Origin of the sequence: Streptomyces sp. NPDC002574, from assembly GCF_042889545.1 — a bacterium.
GTDB lineage: Bacteria > Actinomycetota > Actinomycetes > Streptomycetales > Streptomycetaceae > Actinacidiphila.
In genome coordinates this window covers 80,394-97,286 of record NZ_JBIARB010000018.1, presented here as the reverse complement: position 1 = coordinate 97,286, position 16,893 = coordinate 80,394, and the positions used below count along the sequence as shown (strand labels likewise).

Genomic DNA, 16,893 nt, shown 5'->3' with positions numbered 1-16,893 from the left:
CTCACTGAATGGCTTCGACAGATCCTGAGCGGCTCCTGAACCGACTGCGAGGAGTCAAGGTCGTCCTGTTCGACTTTGATGGGCCGCTTTGTGACTTGTTCGCTGGGTACAGCGCGGAGTCGGTGGCCGAACACATGAAGGGGTTCCTCGCGGACAAGGGCTGGTTGCTCCCGCAATTCGAGGCGTACACGGACACGCACCAGCTCCTGCAGGATGTGGCGTTGGCCGGCTTTCCCGAGGAGATAGTCAAGGGACTCGACGGTGTCCTTGTCGATGCGGAGCGTCAAGCGGCGATGGTGGCGCATCCCGTCGACGGGGCCGCCGAGCTCATACAGGGGTTGGCTGCGAAAGAGCGGCCTATGGCGATCACTACCAACAATTCTCCGGCCTCGGTCCAGGTCTACTTGAAGAAACATGGGCTGGAGCGGGAGTTCAGCGGAAGAATCTTCGGTCGGGGTGAGGCGCCGGGAAAAATGAAACCCCATCCGGCATATCTACGCGCGGCGATGGAGGAGCTGGGGCGGGTTGCCACCCCGGGCAATTGCCTCATGATTGGCGATTCGGTGCGGGACCTGCGTGCCGCACGTGCCGCACAGGTTAAGTTTCTGGCATATGCCGGGATTGGTGACCGTTATCAGCAGCGTGTCGACGCTCTCCTGACGGAGGGGGCGGATTTGCTGGTCAGGAACATGCAAGAGTTGGTGGAAGCTTTCTCCACCGCGGGGCTCAGTCGCAGAGGCGCGCCCGTGGGTGAGTGAGTCGGCGCACCGAAATACGATTGACGCGCTAAGGGTTTCGATGTGCGTCTTCGGGGAAAAGCGCGTAGGCTCTCGCCACATCATGCGCCATCACGTCGTGATGGCCAATTGGCGAGCGCTCAAACGGTCGGTGCAAGTTGACGGATACGGTTGTGGCCACGGATGCCCCGGGTGGCGCTGCTATGCGCACGCGACCCGATGACGGACCGCGGCCCGATGCCGTTGACGCGCTTGATGACGATCTCTCCGAACCATGCGATCAGCCGGGGAGCCGGGGCGCCCTGTCTTCGGCCGCGGACAGCCCGGCGCGTCCGCCCATGTACGGGCGACTGCATGAGTCCTTCGTCAAGTGGCACTACGCCCGGAGGAAGCACCACCCGGAGTCGGTCATCCTGGCGGGACATCACAATTCCAACCACGCGATGCCGCTGAGCCGCGGTCTCGCCTGGTTCATGCCCACCCCGCTGGAGCGGACGGCGCGTATCAAGCTGAGGGTGCCGCTCGACACGCCCATGGTCGTGATGCGCACATGGCAGGACGAAGCCGAAGTGCTGGCCGCGCTCGAGCGGTTGAGCCCTGAGCCCGTTTTCGTCACCCCGCGATGTCTCGTCACCTTCGAGGGTGCCTCGCTGCACAGGTTCGAACCGGGCACAGCGCTGTCGCAGGTCTCGGCGCCGGGTGAGCCGCTGGGTGAGGACATGCTGCGCAAACTGGCGGAGGTCTTCGCCCGCACGGCGGTCGTCGGCCCGGATCAACTGCCCCCGTTGCCGCCCGACTGGCCGACGGACCCCAAGAGCAGCGATGCGTTTCTTGACCATATGGTCCAATATTCTGAGCGCGAGGTGCACCAGCGTCACCGCCCCGAATTCGGGACGCTGTTCGACGCACTGGGCGTTCCGCTCAACGCGCTGGACCACTTTCGTGCGGGAGTGCGCCTCCGTACAAGGGAGTTGCAACGCAGGCCGTACGCCCTGCTGCACACCGATCTCCATCGGGACAACATCGTGGTGCTGGAGGATGGAGCTCTCTTCATCCTGGACTGGGAGCTCGCCACGTACGGCGACCCCCTGCATGACCTCGCCACTCATCTGGTGCGGATGCGGTACACCGACCACGAGCGCGAGCGTATGAAGGTCATCTGGGAGGAAACGCTCGCGGAACGCGGCTGCTCGGCGATGACCGCGGGGATGTCCACCGACCTGCAGGCCTACCTGGATTTCGAGTACGCGCAGTCGGTGTTCGCCGATGTCGTCAGGGCGGCGGTCCGCCTCGGCGCGGAGCCGGCCAACCCCGCTCTCGGGCCGTCTGTCGGCATGGTCCACCGTGCGCTGGATCGGGCGAAGGAACTGATCGGGCTGGACGCTGTACCTTCGGAAGAGGAGATCGAGACAGCGCTGGCCGACTGGCATACGCTGCGTTATCCGGGGCGCCGCCGGAGGTGGATCTTCACGGCACGGGCGGCCCGTAACCGGGCGGGTGGGCGCTGACACAACGGGTCGGGAGCCCGCTCCGGATCTGCGGGCTGCGCTGAGCGTGGCGACCTGCGTTCTGTTCGACTTCGACGGCCCCCTCGCGGACCTGTTCGCCCACCACCCGGCATTCCGGGTGGCCGGGACGCTCAGGCGCAGGGCGCAGCGGCTGGGAGTGCCCCCCGAGGCGGTCCACCGTGTGCGCGATCCCTTGCTGGTGCTGCGGAGGGCCGCATGGCACGGCAGTGCCGCGGTGATCCGGGAACTGCAGGTACTCCTTGCCGACGAGGAGACGAAAGCGGCGACATCGGCCCGCCCGACACCGCACGCGGCAGTCTTGGTGAGGTCGCTGGTAGCCAGTGGCCGGCAGGTGGCGGTGACCACGAACAATTCCGCCAGGGCAGCGGCCGCCTTCCTTGAGGAGGAGGGCCTTGCGCGGCTCTTCGGCCCGCACATCCACGGACGGGATGCGGATCCGGCGTTGTTGAAGCCGGATCCGGACTGTTTGAACCGGGCCATGGAGTCCACGGGCAAGACGCCTGCCGAGTGCCTGATGATCGGCGACTCCGTGAGTGACTTGGAGGCCGCGGACAAGGCCGGCGTGCCCTTCGTGGGCTACGCGCGCGCTCCGCACAAGATGCGGGCGCTGCGCGATGCCGGTGCGGTTCATGTCGTGGAGTCCCTGGACGTCCTGGTGGACCTGGTGCGGCATCATCGCGCCGACTTCGGCGGCTGCGCGAAACCGAGCTTGGCATAGCGGCCGCGCGGAACGATCGTGCAGCACTGCTCATCCATGGGGTGAAGGACATTTAACTGGACCTTGACGGTCCGGTGGCCCAGGCTCATTGCATGGGGATTCACGTACCGCTGATCACGCCCTTCGACGCCGACGGCAGTGTGGAGGCCGTCGCCCTGGAGCGGCTTGCCCATGACGTGCTGGACGAGGGGGCCGAAGGCCTGGTCGCGCTCGGGACGACGGCCGAGGTGGCGACGCTCGACGAGGGCGAGAAGGCGCTCGTGCGGGAGACCGTGGGGCGGGTGTGCCGGGGGCGGGGGGTGCGGTTCACGGTCGGCGCCGGGGGACCCGACACGCGGCGGGCGGCCGAGGAACTGCGGGCGCTCGACGCGGACGCCGCGCTCGTGACCGTACCCGCGTTCGTGCGGCCCTCGGAGGACGGCGTGGTCGCGCACTTCGAGGCGCTGGCCGCGGCCTCCGCCGTGCCGCTGGTCGTCTACAACATCCCGTACCGGACCGGACGCACCCTGAGCGCGGACACCGTGCGGCGGATCGCGGCGATCCCCGGGGTCAGCGGCTTCAAGCACGCCGTCGGCGGCATCGACCAGGACACCGTGCTGCTGGTGCGGGAGGTGCCGCTGTACGCGGGGGACGACGTCTTCGCCCCCGCCCTGCTGGCGCTGGGCGCGCCCGGGGCGATCCTGGCCTCCGCGCATCTGGCGACCGCGCAGTGGGCGGAGCTGGCCCGTTTCCACGATCCGGAACGCGGGCATGCGCTCGCGAGGCTCGCCGCCGCCTGCTTCGCCGAGCCGAACCCCACGGTGACCAAGGCGGTACTGCACGCCCAAGGACGCATTCCCACCCCCGCGGTCCGGCTGCCCCTGCTGCCGGCCGGGCGGCCGGCAGTCGAGACGGCCCTCCGGGCACTCGCCGCATCGGGGGATACTCGGGACAGTACGTACGCACTGATCGGAGAGACCGGATGAGGATCGGAATCGTCGGAGCCACCGGCCAGGTCGGCGGCGTCATGCTCAAGGTGCTGGCCGAGCGTGACTTCCCGGTGGAGCGGCTGCGGCTGTTCGCGTCGGCCCGCTCGGCGGGGCGGACGCTGCCGTGGAAGGACGGCGAGATCACCATCGAGGACGCGGCGACCGCCGACTACGCGGGTCTCGACATCGTCCTGTTCTCCGCGGGCGGTGCCACGTCCAAGGCGCTCGCCCCCAAGGTCGCCGCCGCGGGCGCGGTCGTGATCGACAACTCCTCGGCCTGGCGCATGGACCCCGAGGTCCCGCTCGTGGTGTCCGAGGTCAACCCGCACGCCATCGCCGACCGCCCCAAGGGCATCATCGCCAACCCGAACTGCACCACGATGGCCGCGATGCCGGTGCTGCGCCCGCTGCACGACGAGGCGGGGCTGACCGCGCTGGTCGCCACCACCTACCAGGCGGTCTCGGGTTCCGGCCTGGCCGGTGTCGCCGAGCTCGACGGGCAGATCCGCAAGGTCGCCGACCGGGCGACGGGGCTGACCTTCGACGGCGCGGCCGTGGAGTTCCCCGAGCCCGCGGTCTACCAGCAGCCCATCGCCTTCAACGTCGTCCCCCTGGCCGGGAAGATCGTCGACGACGGCCGTTTCGAGACCGACGAGGAGCAGAAGCTCCGCAACGAGTCCCGCAAGATCCTGGAGATCCCGGAACTGAAGGTGTCCGGCACCTGCGTGCGCGTCCCGGTCTTCTCCGGGCACTCGCTGCAGATCAACGCCCGCTTCGCGCGCCCGATCAGCGTGGAACGCGCCTACGAGCTGCTGGCCCAGGCGCCCGGCGTGGAGCTGTCGGAGATCCCGACCCCGCAGCAGGCCGCCGGCAAGGACCCGTCCTATGTGGGCCGGATCCGTGCGGACGAGACCGTCGAGCACGGCCTCGCGCTCTTCCTGTCCAACGACAACCTCCGCAAGGGCGCCGCGCTCAACGCCGTCCAGCTCGCCGAGCTGGTCGCGGCGGAGCTGCGCGGCTGACGAGCCCGAGCCCCGCGTCGTCCGACGCCCCACGCCCGATGCCCCGGCCATGCGCCGGGGCATCGGGCGTTCCCGGGCGTGCGCTTGACTCTCACACCGTGTGAGGCCCTGCACTGGGAGGCGTCATGTTCAGCATCGGAGACTTCGCCAGGCACGGCCGCGTGTCGGTCCGCATGTTGCGTCACTACGACGCCGTCGGACTGCTGCGTCCCGACCGTGTGGACCCCACCAGCGGCTACCGCCATTACACGGCCGGGCAGTTGTCGCGGCTCAACCGCATCATCGCTCTGAAGGATCTCGGCTTCACCCTCGAACAGGTGCGGTCGATCCTCGACGACGAGGTCGGCGCGGAGGAGCTGCGCGGCATGCTGCGGCTGCGGCGGGCCGAACTCGCGGCGGCCATGGCCGCCGACGCGGCGCGGCTGGCCGGGGTGGAGGCGCGGCTCCGGACGATCGAGAGCGAGGGACGGATGCCTTCCGACGATGTGGTGATCAAGCGGCTGCCCGCGGTGCGACTGGCCGAACTCTCCGGTGTCGCGCCGGGGTTCGACCCCGGTGACATCGGCCCGGTGATCCAGCCGCTGTACGACGAGCTGTGCCGCCGCCTGGACGCGGCGGGCGTGCGGCCGGTGGGGCCCGGGATCGCGTACTACGAGGACGCGCCGGAGGGCGACGGCGCGATCCTCGTGCACGCCGGGCTGCCGGTCGCGGATTCGGTCGGCGGGCACGACTTCGAGATCGTCGACCTGCCGGCGATCGAGAGCGCGGCCACGATCGTGCACCGCGGCTCCATGGACGACGTCCTGGGCAGCGAGCAGACGCTGGCGCGGTGGATCGACGCGCACGGCCACCGGTCCGTCGGCTACCCCCGCGAGCTGTACCTGGAGTGCGAGGGCGATCCCGCCACGTGGGTGACGGAGCTGCAGGAGCCGGTGGCCGCGGGGGCGTGACCCCGTCGGCGAGCGCGGTCGGTCAGCCCATCGGCCGGCCCTCGCGCGCCGCGAGGTCCACCAGCTCGAAGGCCGTCCGGCCGTCCAGGGACTCGCGGACGATATCCGCGTGCCCGGCGTGCCGGGCGGTCTCCTCGATGAGGTGGAGCAGGATCCAGCGGGCGCTGACCTTCATGCCCGGCGGGTTCCACGGTGTGTCCGGCAGGGCGACGGTTCCCTCCAGGCCGGGGAGGGCGAGGAGGGCCGTCTCGGTCTCGCGGGCGATCACCGCCCAGCGGTCCAGCCAGCCGGCGAGGGTCTCGCCGTCCAGCAGGCGGAAACCGTTGACGTAGTCGTCCTGGCTGCCGGCCTTCTCCTCGCGGCCGAGGAGCACGCCCTGCACCCAGCCCTCCTCGGTGCGGGCGAGGTGCTTGACCAGCCCGGCGAGGTTCAGCTCGCTCGCGCTCGGCCGCGACGTGGCCTGCGCGTCGTCCAGTCCCATGACCGCACGGCGCACGCCGGCGCGCTGCGACTCCAGGTAGGCCAGCAGCGCGTCCCGCTCGTCCGTCTCGTTGCGAACCACCGTGGGCATCCTGCACCTCTTGTCCGTCGTCGCCGGTGTCCCGGCGTTTTTACGTCGTCGGCTTGCGTCTTCGACGGTACGGAGCATTGCGGTCAGTTCCGGTCCGCAATGGCGGAGGACCCGCCGTCACGGGGCGATCGGGTCGTCGACCGGGGCGGGGGCGAGCCCGGCGGCGACGAGGCCGGCGAAGACGGCCTTGCCGAGGGTCTGCACGGCGGACTGGGGGCGGACCATGACCGTGAACTCCTTGATCCGGCCGGCGTCGTCGAAGTGCAGGAGGTCGATGCCGTGGATGTCCTTGCCGTCGACGGTGGCGCGGAAGAGCAGGATCTCCGAGGGCGCGTCGCTTCCGTCGCCGCTGGTGGCGGAGGTGCCGTCGAAGCGGCCGACGTAGCGGAAGTCCTCGAAGGTGCGGAGCAGGACGCCGAAGAGGCCGAGCACCATGGGCTTGCCCTCGAAGGGCGTGAACGTGACCGGGCTGTAGAACCGGATGCCGTCGGTGAACAGGTCGTCGAGGCCGGCGAGGTCACGGGTCTCCACTGCGGTGCGGAAACGGTCCGTGGTGGTGGTCGACATGGGCCTGCCGCCTTCCGGGGGCCGAGGCCCCAGTCAGTCATGGGGTTGATCAGTCAGTTTTATGACTATCACGCCCGTGGTGCCGTCGGACAGACCCCGTCCCGCCCCGCACGGGCCCGCGGCGGCGGGCGTCACATCCCCTTAACGAGACTTTTGCAAGCACTCTGCTTGCAAAAGTTAGCACCGCGGGGCATGCTCGAAGACATGGCTTCACTGAACGTCGGCAACCTTGGTGAGTATCTGCGGGAGCAGCGCCGCAACGCGAAGCTCTCGCTGCGCCAGCTCGCCGACGCGGCGGGGGTGTCCAACCCGTACCTCAGCCAGATCGAGCGCGGGCTGCGCAAGCCCAGTGCCGACATCCTGCAGCAACTGGCGAAGGCGCTGCGCATCTCCGCCGAGACCCTGTACGTGCAGGCGGGGATCCTCGACGAGCGGGACCAGGGCGACGGCCGGGAGGTCCGTACCGCCATCCTGGCCGACACGGCGATCAACGAGAAGCAGAAGCAGGTCCTGCTCCAGATCTACGAGTCGTTCCGCAGGGAGAGCGCCGCGGTGGAGGAAGCTCAGGACGAGCAGTCCGCCGCGCCGCGCGAGCGCGCGGCGAAGAAGGCGGCGCAAGCGGCTGCCGCCGTGCTGAAGCCGAAGGCGACCACCGGACCGGACGACGGGGGCGGCGGCGACGACGCCGCGGCCGCCGAGTGACCGGCGGGCTCAACAGACGTACACGCCACCATCCTCATACGGGAGAAACCCTCATGGCGATCACCGACGACCTCGTCAAGACCCTCAAGGACCCGACCCCGCTCTACGCACTGGCCGGCACCGCCGACCTCGCGGCCGAGAAGCTGAAGGAGGTCCCGCCGCTGTTCGAGAAGATCCGCAGCGAGGCCCCGGACCGGATCGAGAAGATCCGCGGCACCGACCCCAAGGCCGTGCAGGAGAAGGTGACCGCGCAGGCCAAGGGCGCGCAGAACAGGGCGCAGGCCAAGGTCAACGAGCTCTTCGGCAGCATTGACACCGATCTGCGCAAGCTGCGCGACTCCGCACAGGACTTCGCGCTCCAGCAGGTGGGCCGCGCCGCCGAGTACGCGGTCCGCGCCAAGGAGACCTACGACGGCCTGGCCGAGCGCGGCAAGGACGCGGTCGCGACCTGGCGCGGCGAGGCCGCCGACCAGGTCGAGGACATCGCGGTCGCGATCGAGGGCGAGCCGGAGCCGCGTCCGGCGGCGCAGGCCACCCCGGCCCAGGCGCCCGCCCCCGCGCAGAACTCCGTGCCCGCCCCGGCCCCGGCCCCGGCCGACGACCGGTCCGCCTCGGCGAAGAAGCCCGTGGCGAAGAAGCCGGCCCCCGCCGCCCGCAAGAGCGCCCCGGGCAAGCCGGCCTCCTGAGGTCGCGCACACCCGCGCATTCCCGCGCGCGCACTACGGGCCGGGCACGCATCGCGTGCCCGGCCCTCCCCCTATGGCGCTTCGCACAGGGGGGCGCCCCCGCCGTGCCCGGACGGGTACGGTGGGAGCCGACGACGGAGGTGGACGGCAATGCTGGTGCAGGGCTTCTACAACTTTCTGGGCTGGATCTCCATCGCCCTGCTGGTCTTCGCGCTCTTCGCTCTGGGCGACGCCGCCATCCGGCGCGACGACGCCTACCGGGCGGCCTCCAAGAACAGCAAGGCCTTCTGGCTGATCATCCTGGCCATCGCGGCGGCGTTGATCGCGATCCTGCCGATCATGTCGTTCCTGCCGATCATCGGACTGATCGCGGTGATCGTCTACACGGTGGACGTACGGCCCGCGCTCAAGCAGGTCTCCGGGCCGCGGCGTCGCGGCGGCAGCAGCAGTGACGGCCCGTACGGACCCTTCAACCGCTGAGCCCTTCAACCGCTGAACCCGTGGGGGCGGTTGACGGTCCCCACGACCGGACGCCGGATGCGGCGCCGGATCAGGCGCCCGACTCCAGCAGCAGCAGCGCGACGTCGTCCGTCAGCTCCCCGCCGTTGAGTTCCCGCACCTCGGTGACGGCCGCGTCCAGCAACTCCTCGCCGGCGAGCCCGGCGGACAACTGCCGCCCGATGAGTTCGACCATGCCCTCCTGACCGAGTCGCTGCGGGCCCTGGCCGATCCGGCCCTCGATGAGCCCGTCCGTGTAGAGCATCAGGCTCCACGACTCGCCGAGCTCGATGCGTGCCCGCTCCCAGCCCGACGTGCCGGGCAGCAGGCCGAGCGCCGGACCGCCGTGCTCGTAGGGCAGCAACTGCGGCGCCATCCCGGACAGCGAGACCAGCGGGGCGGGGTGGCCGGCCAGATAGAGGTCGGCGGAGCGCCCGTCCGCGGCGATGTCGACCTGGCAGAGGGTCGCGAAGATCTCGTCGTCGGGCCGCTCGTGCTCCAGCACCTGCTGCAGCGTGCAGAGCAGGAGGTCGCCGCAGAGCCCGGCGAAGGTCAGCGCGCGCCAGGCGATCCGCAGTTCCACGCCGAGAGCGGCCTCGTCCGGTCCGTGACCGCAGACGTCGCCGATCATGGCGTGCACGGTGCCGTCGGGGGTGCGCACGGTGTCGTAGAAGTCGCCGCCGAGCAGCGCGCGGCTGCGGCCGGGCCGGTAGCGGGCCGCGAAGCGCAGGTCGGCGCCCTGCAGCAGCGGGGTCGGCAGCAGGCCGCGCTCCAGCCGTGAGTTCTCCTGCGCGAGCAGCCGGGTCTCGGTGAGCTGGCGCTGTGCGACGTCGGCCCGCTTGCGTTCCACCGCGTAGCGGATGGCCCGGGTGAGGTGGGACGGCTGCAGGTCGGCCGGGGTGAGCTGGTCCTGGGCGCCGACGCGGACCGCCTCGGCGGCGCGCTCGGCATCGGTGTCGGTGCCCGCGGTCAGAACGAGCACGGCGGTCCGCGGTGCCATCCGCAGCAGCTGCCGCAGGCCGTCGAGACCCGCGGCGGTGTCCTGGCCGAGCTCCAGCAGGATGCAGTTGACGTCGTCGCGCAGCAGCAGCCGCTCGGCCTCGGTCAGGTTGCGGGCGCGGCGGATGCGGACGCGGGTCCCCGAGACGTCCAGGAGGTCGGGGACGGTGAAGGTGCCGGAGGGGTCCTCACCGATGACGAGCAGCGTCAGGGCAGGGGAGGTCCGTGCCTCGGCGGGCAGCACTTCCTGGCGCGGCCCCGGCACGGTGGCGAACCGGTCGGTTCGCCGTTCGGTCGCGGGCATCGGCGACATCGGACCATTCCTTCCCTCCCCCCGAGGGCAACGTCCCGGAGCGGTGTTGCCACCGTCGGCTCCGAGCACACTGAAGGGCGACCATAGCGGTACCGCGTGTCCGCGGGGGAGGGCCTGCCGGTAAACCGCCCGTGTCATATGCGCCTGCGAGCTGGGGATTTCGGCGTTCGGGGGGCATTCCGGACATGAGCAACGTCACGTCCGGACGGGCGCGCAGTGGCGCCCGTCACGTGGTGGGGCCGTGCGTCGCAGGTCACCTGCCTTGCGCGCGGGGGAGCGGCGACGGACTGTCCACAGGGCTGTGGACAAGGTGCGGCCCTGGCTCCCGCGAGGTGGGGGGATGACAGCGCCCTGTTCTGTGGCCGCGGCCCGGCCGACCGGCGGCCCCGGGCGTCGTGCCCGGGCGGTCGGCGTCAGGCACGGGCCGAGGCCCGTCCTGGTGGGCGGTCACCCTCGCCGAGCGACGCCGTCCGGCCGCGGCCCGAGGCCCGCTCGTCGGTGGGCCGCAGGTGTGGGCGGTACCCCCGCGCGCCCCTGTCGACGCGGACATCGGCCGACGGCAGCGGCGCGGCGTCGCAGGCCGGGGGGCGTGGTGCCGCGGGCACCCGGGTCAGCCGCCGGCGGGCGCCAATGCCTCCCAGCGCACGGTGACCTCGCCCTGCCGCCAGCGCGCCGCGGTGTCCGTGACCGGCCAGCCGCCCGGGCCGGCGAGGCTCCCGACCGTCCGGATCCAGCGCTGCCGCGCGCCCAGCGAGGCGAAGGGCGCGGCCGCCGCCCACGCCCGGTCGAAGTCGGTGAGGAAGGCGTGCACCGGCTCGCCCGGCACATTGCGGTGGATCAGCACCTTCGGCAACCGTTCGGCCAGGTCGGAGGGGCGTTCCAGGGAGCCCAGCCGGGTCGCGAACGTCACCGTGCGCGGGCCCTCGGGGCCGATCGCCACCCACACATGGCGGCGGCCGATCTCGTCGCAGGTGCCCTCCACCAGCAGCCCGTCCGGGGCGAGCCGGGAACGCAGCCGGTCCCACACCTCCGCGACCCGCTGCTCGTCGTACTGCCGCAGCACATTCGCCGCCCTGATCAGCGCGGGCCTGCGGTCGCCGGGCAGCGGCACCTCGAAGCCGCCGTGCGCGAAGGACAGCCCCTCGCGGGCGTACGGGGCGGCGGCCTCGACCCGCCCGGGGTCGATCTCGATGCCGACGACCTCGGCGTCCGGGCGCGCCGTCCGCAACCGCTGGAGCAGTTCCAGCGCGGTCCACGGCGCCGCGCCGTACCCCAGGTCCACGGCGAGCGGGTCCGCCGCGCGGCGCAGCGCGGGCCCGTGCGCGGCGACGATCCACCGGTCCATGCGGCGCAGCCGGTTCGGGTTGGTCGTCCCCCGCGTCACTTCCCCGACCGGCCGCCTCGCTCGCATACGCCGAGCCTATGCGAGCGCTGAGGGGCCACCGACGGCGTGGACGCGTGCGACGGCGACGGCCGGGCAGCATCCCCGGTGGCCCGGGAGGGGCGCCCGGGGCGTGCGGGGTGCCCCTGGCGTGCCGCGCCCACCGGCCGGGTCACGCTTTGGCAAAGCGGAAATGGATCTCGGCTACTGACCGGTTGTACAGGTTCGGGGCCGGTCCGCGCGCATGCGGCGGCCCGCCCTGAGAACAACAAGGAGGCACGGCGACGTGAGCCAGTACGTGGCGAGGGTCCTGACCGGTGGTGCGCACCGCCGGCTGCGCCGGCACGGCGTCGGCGGGCGCCGGCCGCGGCGCGTGGCGATGCTCAGCGTGCACACGTCGCCGCTCCACCAGCCGGGCACCGGTGACGCGGGCGGCATGAACGTCTACATCGTGGAGCTGGCGAAGCGGCTCGCCGAGGGCTCCGGCATCGAGGTGGAGATCTTCACCCGGGCCACCACGGCCGCGCTGCCGCCGACGGTCGAGCTCGCGCCGGGAGTCCTGGTGCGGCATGTGGACGCCGGCCCCTACGAGGGCCTGGCCAAGGAGGAGTTGCCGGCCCAGCTGTGCGCGTTCACGCACGGCGTGATGCTCGCCGAGGCCCGCCACCGCCAGGGCCACTACGACCTCGTGCACTCCCACTACTGGCTGTCCGGCCACGTCGGCTGGCTCGCCGCCGAGCGCTGGGGCGTTCCGCTGGTGCACGCGATGCACACGATGGCGAAGGTCAAGAACGCCTGCCTGGCGGAGGGCGACATGCCCGAGCCCGCCGCCCGTGTGATCGGCGAGACGCAGATCGTCACGGCGGCCGACCGGCTGATCGCCAACACGGCCGAGGAGTCCGACGAACTGATCCGGCACTACGAAGCCGACCCCCACAAGGTCGCCGTCGTCCACCCCGGCGTCAACCTGGACCGTTTCCGACCCGACCCGATGGGCGGCTCCGGCGGACGCGCTGCCGCGCGGGCCCGGCTCGGACTGCCGCAGGACGCGGTGATCCCGCTGTTCGCCGGGCGGATACAGCCGCTCAAGGCACCGGACGTACTGCTGCGGGCGGTGGCGATCCTGCTCACCGAGGACCCGTCGCTGCGCGACCGGCTGGTGGTCCCGGTCGTGGGCGGCCCGAGCGGCAGCGGTCTGGCCAAGCCGGAACGGCTGCACAAGCTGGCGGCCCGGCTCGGCATCTCCGATCTCGTGCGGTTCCAGCCGCCGGTGGGCCAGGACCGGCTCGCCGACTGGTACCGGGCCGCGTCGGTGCTGGTCATGCCCTCGTACAGCGAGTCCTTCGGCCTGGTGGCCATCGAGGCGCAGGCCTGCGGCACGCCGGTGGTGGCGGCGCGGGTCGGCGGTCTGCCGGTGGCCGTGAAGGACGGGGAGACCGGCTTCCTCGTCCCCGGCCACGACCCGGGCGACTACGCCCGCGCGCTGCGCCGCTTCGTCGACCACCCCCACCTGGTCGACACGATGGGCGAGGCCGCGGCCCGCCACGCCGAGTGCTTCGGCTGGGGCACGGCGGCGGCCAGGACCGCCGAGGTCTACGCGGGTGCGATGGCCGAGCGGCGGCGTCGCCTACGATCGCCGCATGGGTGAGCAGGAGCAGGCGGCGGCACGGTCGGCGGTCGAGCAGGCGCTGAGGGAGGCCGAACTCGACTGGGAGACCGGCGCGTCCGGTGAGTACGTCGTCAAGCTGCCCGGCACGCGCAAGCTGTCCACCACCGTGGCGCTGGCCGTGGGCCGGCACACCCTCTCCGTCAACGCCTTCGTCGTGCGTCGTCCCGACGAGAACCACGAGGCGGTCTACCGCTGGCTGCTGGAGCGCAACACCCGTATGTACGGGGTGAGTTACGCCATCGACGGGCTCGGCGACGTCTACCTCGCGGGCCGTCTGCCGCTGGTGGCGGTCGTCCCCGAGGAGGTCGACCGGCTGCTCGGGGCGGTCGTGGAGCACGCGGACGGCAGCTTCAACACGCTTCTGGAGCTGGGCTTCGCGACGGCGATCCGCAAGGAGCACGCCTGGCGGACGGCGCGCGGGGAGTCGACGCGCAACCTGGACGCGTTCACCCATCTGACCGGCAAGGCCGATCAGTAGCATCCCGCGCCGCACACTTTCCGGGAGTCTTCCCGCGGTCTTCCCAGAGCCTTGGGGCCGTGGCACCCTCATGCCCGTCGCACATCTGAATGTGGTTCAGATACGTGAAAGGCGGGTCCCGTTCATGGCCATCAGCCGCAGACGCATCCTGCAAGCCGGCGGCGCCGTCGCCCTCGTCCCCCGGCACGGCGCGCACCTTCCCGGACCGCCCGAGGACCTGTGGGCGGAGTACGTCCGCACGCCGTTCACCCACCCCCAGATCCCCTGGGTCGGGCAGGCCGGATACGCGGGCGGCGCACGGCACTTCCCCCGGCGCCCGGTCCGAGCCGACGTCCGCCACTACGGAGCCCGCCCCGACGGGAGCGCCGACGCCGCGCCCGCCATCAACCGGGCGATCGAACGGGTCGGTGCGAGCGGCGGCGGCACCGTACTGATCCCCGCCGGCACCTACCGCATCGACGACGTCGTACGGCTCGGCCACAGCGGCGTCACCCTGCGCGGGGAGGGCAGCGGCGCCACCGTGCTGCGCGCCGGGCGCTCGCTCACCGACATCGTCGGCCCGTACGGCAGCCGGTACGGCGGCACGAAATCCGCCTGGTCCTGGGCGGGCGGCCTGGTCTGGATCTGTCCCCGCGACCGCTACCGCACCCTCACCGACGCCATCCGCGCCCAGGACTGGCCCTTCGAGGGCTGGACCGGCAACCGCCGCGACGCATGGCGCCCGCTGGCCCGGATCACCGCCCCCGCCCGCCAGGGCGACCGCACCGTCACCGTCGACACGCCCGACGCGCTGCGCCCCGGCGACCGCGTGCTGCTGCGGCTGGCCGACCCGGCCGACCACAGCCTGCTGAACCACATGGCGGGCGACGTCGAGGGCAGTGCCGCGTACGACTGGTCGGACAAGACCAAGGTGCTCAGTTACGTCCCCCACGAGTGGCCGGTGCGGATCGCCGCCGTCCACGGCCGTCGCGTCACGCTGGCGCAGCCCCTGCCGCTGGACGCGCGCCCGGCGTGGGAGCCGATGCTGACCACCCTCGTCACCCCCGTCGTCGGCACCGGGGTCGAGGGCGTCACCATCGAACTGCCCGACATCCCGCAGGCACCGCATCTGCTCGACACCGGGTACAACGGCCTCGCCGTGCAGTGCGCCTGGGACTGCTGGGCCGACGACGTCACCGTGGTCAACGCCGACAACGGCTTCCTGCTGGTCGCCGCCAAGGCCGTCACCCTGCGCCGCACCCGCGTCTCCGGGCGCGGCGGGCACCATCCGTACGCCTGCCGCGAGGGCGCCCACGACAACCTCGTGGAGGACTTCGCCGTCGACGCCCGCACCGTGCCCGCGCCCGCCGGGACGCAGTTGCACGGCATCAACGTCGAAGGCCTGTCCAGTCACAACGTCTGGTCGCGCGGCCGCATGGGGATGGGCACCTTCGACACCCACCGCGGCCTGCCCTTCGCCAATGTGCGCACCGAGATCACCGTGAACAACGACGGCTCCCACGGCGGCGACGCGTCGGCCGGACCGCTGTACGGGGCGCGCTTCGCGCACTGGAACGTCACCGTCACCAACGGCCGCGCCGGCTGCGTGAAGATCGACGACATCGCCCCGTACAGCTCCACCGTCGGCATCTCCGAGGTCACCGCCTTCGGCCAGATCGACGTCCCCGACTTCACCGGGCCACTGCACTCGCGGCTCGCGTCGTACGGGAACCCGGCCGTCACCCCGCGCAATCTGTACGAGGCCCAGCGAGCGCTGCGCAGGCCCTGACCAGGCCCTGACTAGTGGTCGGCCGTCGGCCCCGGTACACGGTCCAGGGCCGGCGGCACCGCGACGACGGGCTCGGCCCGCAGGGTGCGTTCCCGCAGCAGCAGCCAGTACCCGGCGCCCGCCACGGTCCCGACCACCGCGCACGCCCCCCAGGCCACGCCGCCGCCCCAGCGGTCCAGCGCCACGCCGCCCAGCAGCGGGCCGGCGAAGGACGCGGCCGGCCAGGCGATGGAGTACATGCCCTGGTAGCGGCCGCGGGCGTGCGCCGGGGACAGGTCGGCGACCAGCGACATCGAGGCGGGCGCGTGCAGGATCTCGCCGATCGTCCACACCGCCACGGTGAGGGCGTAGAAGGCCACCGACCCGGCGAAGGCGGTCAGCCCGAAGCCCCAGCCCATCAGCACGGTGCCCGCGGTGAGCAGCGCCGCCCGGCTGCGGCCCTCGACCATGCGGGTCAACGGGATCTGCAGCAGCACGATCAGCAGCCCGTTGAGGCCGATGACCAGGCCGTACTGGCTCGCGGTGAAGCCCTGCCGTCCCATGTCGACCGACAGGGTGGTCGAGCCCTGCTGGGTGACGGTGCCGAGCAGGAAGGTCAGCGCGACGAACGCCATGAAGCGACGGTCGCGCAGCACGATGCCGAGGCCGGCCCGCGAGGTCGCGCCCGCCGCGGGCCCGGGGGCACCAGTGGTGTCCCCGCTCCCGGGCATCGTCTCCGGCACCTTCGCCCAGATCACCAGGGCGCACAGCAGCGTCATCACGGCGCCGCCGAGGAACAGCCAGAAGTAGCCCTGCGAGGCGATGAGCCCGGCCGCCGCCGAGGAGACGCCGAACCCGATGTTGATCGCCCAGTAGTTGAGCGAGAACGCCCGCACCCGGTCCTTCGCGGGCACCATGTCCGCCATCATCGCCTGCACCGCCGGCCGCGAGGCGCTGCTCGCCACACCGAGCGCCGTCGCCACCGCCGCGATCGCCGTCTGCCCGTTCACGTACGCCAGCGCCGCCGTCCCGGCCGCGGCGCCGAGCTGCGCCAGCAGCATCGTCGACCGCCGCCCGACCCGGTCGGTCAGCACGCCGCCGACGACCGCGCCGACCGCGCCGCCCAGGCCGTACAGCGAGGCCACCAGGCCGGCGTAGGTCGCGGAGTAGCCGCGGTCCAGGGTCAGGTACAGGGCGAGGAAGGTCACCACGAAGGCGCCGAGCCGGTTGATCAGCGTGCTGGTCCACAGCCACCAGAAAGTCCGGGGAAGCCCCGACACGGTCTCCCGTACGGCTCGTACGACAGCGGGCACGGCGGCGACTCCTCGCGGCTGGTGAGCGTAATAGGCCAAGGCGGC

At 71.8% G+C, this 16,893-nt stretch carries 17 protein-coding genes; 12 read left to right on the top strand and 5 right to left on the bottom strand.

Annotation, left to right across the window (positions count from 1 at the left end; genetic code table 11):
* Positions 1-8: 8 nt before the first annotated feature.
* From ACFYXS_RS34615 to ACFYXS_RS34590, 6 genes are all read left to right on the top strand, one after another.
* On the top strand, positions 9-758 hold the full coding sequence (locus ACFYXS_RS34615) for an HAD family hydrolase (protein ID WP_389255535.1): 750 nt from the start codon (positions 9-11) through the stop codon (positions 756-758).
* 182 nt (positions 759-940) lie between these two features.
* On the top strand, positions 941-2,245 hold the full coding sequence (locus ACFYXS_RS34610) for a phosphotransferase (protein WP_389255533.1): 1,305 nt from the start codon (positions 941-943) through the stop codon (positions 2,243-2,245).
* A 46-nt stretch (positions 2,246-2,291) separates the two neighbouring features.
* On the top strand, positions 2,292-2,984 hold the full coding sequence (locus ACFYXS_RS34605; protein WP_389255531.1) for an HAD family hydrolase: 693 nt from the start codon (positions 2,292-2,294) through the stop codon (positions 2,982-2,984).
* A 92-nt stretch (positions 2,985-3,076) separates the two neighbouring features.
* Positions 3,077-3,949 carry a dihydrodipicolinate synthase family protein gene (locus ACFYXS_RS34600; protein WP_389255529.1) on the top strand — a complete coding sequence of 291 codons (873 nt, stop codon included), beginning with the start codon at positions 3,077-3,079 and terminating at the stop codon, positions 3,947-3,949.
* Positions 3,946-4,974 (top strand): aspartate-semialdehyde dehydrogenase, encoded by a 1,029-nt coding sequence (locus ACFYXS_RS34595; RefSeq protein ID WP_389255527.1) that lies wholly within the window; start codon positions 3,946-3,948, stop codon positions 4,972-4,974. Before ACFYXS_RS34600 ends, ACFYXS_RS34595 begins: the two co-directional genes overlap by 4 nt.
* Before the next feature lie 125 nt (positions 4,975-5,099).
* On the top strand, positions 5,100-5,924 hold the full coding sequence (locus ACFYXS_RS34590; protein WP_389255525.1) for a MerR family transcriptional regulator: 825 nt from the start codon (positions 5,100-5,102) through the stop codon (positions 5,922-5,924).
* 22 nt (positions 5,925-5,946) lie between these two features.
* Here the strand turns inward: ACFYXS_RS34590 and ACFYXS_RS34585 are convergent, their stop codons facing one another.
* Both ACFYXS_RS34585 and ACFYXS_RS34580 read right to left on the bottom strand, forming a co-directional pair.
* A complete protein-coding gene (locus ACFYXS_RS34585) occupies positions 5,947-6,495 on the bottom strand; it encodes a DinB family protein (protein ID WP_389255523.1) in 549 nt (182 codons plus the stop codon).
* A 117-nt stretch (positions 6,496-6,612) separates the two neighbouring features.
* Complete coding sequence (locus tag ACFYXS_RS34580; RefSeq protein WP_389255521.1) at positions 6,613-7,062, bottom strand: nuclear transport factor 2 family protein; 450 nt, start codon at positions 7,060-7,062, stop codon at positions 6,613-6,615.
* Positions 7,063-7,266: 204 nt separating this feature from the next.
* On the opposite strand from ACFYXS_RS34580, the gene ACFYXS_RS34575 reads away from it, so the two are divergent.
* The 3 genes from ACFYXS_RS34575 to ACFYXS_RS34565 all read left to right on the top strand — a co-directional run bounded on the left by ACFYXS_RS34575 (position 7,267) and on the right by ACFYXS_RS34565 (position 8,930).
* Positions 7,267-7,764, top strand: coding sequence for a helix-turn-helix domain-containing protein (locus ACFYXS_RS34575; protein ID WP_389255519.1), 498 nt, complete (start codon positions 7,267-7,269; stop codon positions 7,762-7,764).
* A gap of 53 nt (positions 7,765-7,817) precedes the next feature.
* Positions 7,818-8,450 (top strand): hypothetical protein, encoded by a 633-nt coding sequence (locus tag ACFYXS_RS34570; RefSeq protein WP_389255517.1) that lies wholly within the window; start codon positions 7,818-7,820, stop codon positions 8,448-8,450.
* 150 nt (positions 8,451-8,600) lie between these two features.
* Complete coding sequence (locus tag ACFYXS_RS34565) at positions 8,601-8,930, top strand: DUF2516 family protein (RefSeq protein WP_389255515.1); 330 nt, start codon at positions 8,601-8,603, stop codon at positions 8,928-8,930.
* A gap of 70 nt (positions 8,931-9,000) precedes the next feature.
* On the opposite strand, the gene ACFYXS_RS34560 is transcribed toward ACFYXS_RS34565, so the two are convergent.
* The gene (locus tag ACFYXS_RS34560) at positions 9,001-10,260 is read right to left on the bottom strand and encodes a PP2C family protein-serine/threonine phosphatase (protein WP_389255513.1); all 1,260 of its coding nucleotides are present in this window, start codon (positions 10,258-10,260) and stop codon (positions 9,001-9,003) included.
* 610 nt (positions 10,261-10,870) lie between these two features.
* Positions 10,871-11,671, bottom strand: a complete 801-nt coding sequence (locus ACFYXS_RS34555) for a class I SAM-dependent methyltransferase (RefSeq protein ID WP_389255511.1) — start codon at positions 11,669-11,671, stop codon at positions 10,871-10,873.
* Between the two features lie 256 nt (positions 11,672-11,927).
* Between ACFYXS_RS34555 and mshA the strand changes: the two genes are divergently transcribed.
* The 3 genes from mshA to ACFYXS_RS34540 all read left to right on the top strand — a co-directional run bounded on the left by mshA (position 11,928) and on the right by ACFYXS_RS34540 (position 15,556).
* Positions 11,928-13,289 carry a D-inositol-3-phosphate glycosyltransferase gene (mshA, locus tag ACFYXS_RS34550; protein WP_389255509.1) on the top strand — a complete coding sequence of 454 codons (1,362 nt, stop codon included), beginning with the start codon at positions 11,928-11,930 and terminating at the stop codon, positions 13,287-13,289.
* Entirely contained in the window at positions 13,282-13,788 is a 507-nt protein-coding gene (locus ACFYXS_RS34545; protein ID WP_389255507.1) for a YbjN domain-containing protein, read from the top strand. The genes mshA and ACFYXS_RS34545 overlap by 8 nt, the downstream gene beginning before the upstream one ends.
* A gap of 124 nt (positions 13,789-13,912) precedes the next feature.
* Complete coding sequence (locus tag ACFYXS_RS34540; RefSeq protein WP_389255505.1) at positions 13,913-15,556, top strand: glycosyl hydrolase family 28-related protein; 1,644 nt, start codon at positions 13,913-13,915, stop codon at positions 15,554-15,556.
* Between the two features lie 11 nt (positions 15,557-15,567).
* Here the strand turns inward: ACFYXS_RS34540 and ACFYXS_RS34535 are convergent, their stop codons facing one another.
* Positions 15,568-16,848, bottom strand: a complete 1,281-nt coding sequence (locus tag ACFYXS_RS34535; protein ID WP_389255503.1) for an MDR family MFS transporter — start codon at positions 16,846-16,848, stop codon at positions 15,568-15,570.
* Between the last annotated feature and the right edge of the window lie 45 nt (positions 16,849-16,893).

Bases quoted from the DNA above. Each gene is read 5' to 3' on its own strand.
- ACFYXS_RS34590 (WP_389255525.1), top strand. From the start codon at position 5,100: ATGTTCAGCATCGGAGACTTCGCCAGGCACGGCCGCGTGTCGGTCCGC.
- ACFYXS_RS34585 (WP_389255523.1), bottom strand. From the start codon at position 6,495: ATGCCCACGGTGGTTCGCAACGAGACGGACGAGCGGGACGCGCTGCTG.
- ACFYXS_RS34565 (WP_389255515.1), top strand. From the start codon at position 8,601: ATGCTGGTGCAGGGCTTCTACAACTTTCTGGGCTGGATCTCCATCGCC.
- ACFYXS_RS34545 (WP_389255507.1), top strand. From the start codon at position 13,282: ATGGGTGAGCAGGAGCAGGCGGCGGCACGGTCGGCGGTCGAGCAGGCG.
- ACFYXS_RS34540 (WP_389255505.1), top strand. From the start codon at position 13,913: ATGGCCATCAGCCGCAGACGCATCCTGCAAGCCGGCGGCGCCGTCGCC.
- ACFYXS_RS34615 (WP_389255535.1), top strand. From the start codon at position 9: ATGGCTTCGACAGATCCTGAGCGGCTCCTGAACCGACTGCGAGGAGTC.
- ACFYXS_RS34555 (WP_389255511.1), bottom strand. From the start codon at position 11,671: ATGCGAGCGAGGCGGCCGGTCGGGGAAGTGACGCGGGGGACGACCAAC.
- ACFYXS_RS34600 (WP_389255529.1), top strand. From the start codon at position 3,077: ATGGGGATTCACGTACCGCTGATCACGCCCTTCGACGCCGACGGCAGT.
- ACFYXS_RS34570 (WP_389255517.1), top strand. From the start codon at position 7,818: ATGGCGATCACCGACGACCTCGTCAAGACCCTCAAGGACCCGACCCCG.
- ACFYXS_RS34580 (WP_389255521.1), bottom strand. From the start codon at position 7,062: ATGTCGACCACCACCACGGACCGTTTCCGCACCGCAGTGGAGACCCGT.
- ACFYXS_RS34560 (WP_389255513.1), bottom strand. From the start codon at position 10,260: ATGTCGCCGATGCCCGCGACCGAACGGCGAACCGACCGGTTCGCCACC.
- ACFYXS_RS34595 (WP_389255527.1), top strand. From the start codon at position 3,946: ATGAGGATCGGAATCGTCGGAGCCACCGGCCAGGTCGGCGGCGTCATG.
- ACFYXS_RS34610 (WP_389255533.1), top strand. From the start codon at position 941: ATGCGCACGCGACCCGATGACGGACCGCGGCCCGATGCCGTTGACGCG.
- ACFYXS_RS34575 (WP_389255519.1), top strand. From the start codon at position 7,267: ATGGCTTCACTGAACGTCGGCAACCTTGGTGAGTATCTGCGGGAGCAG.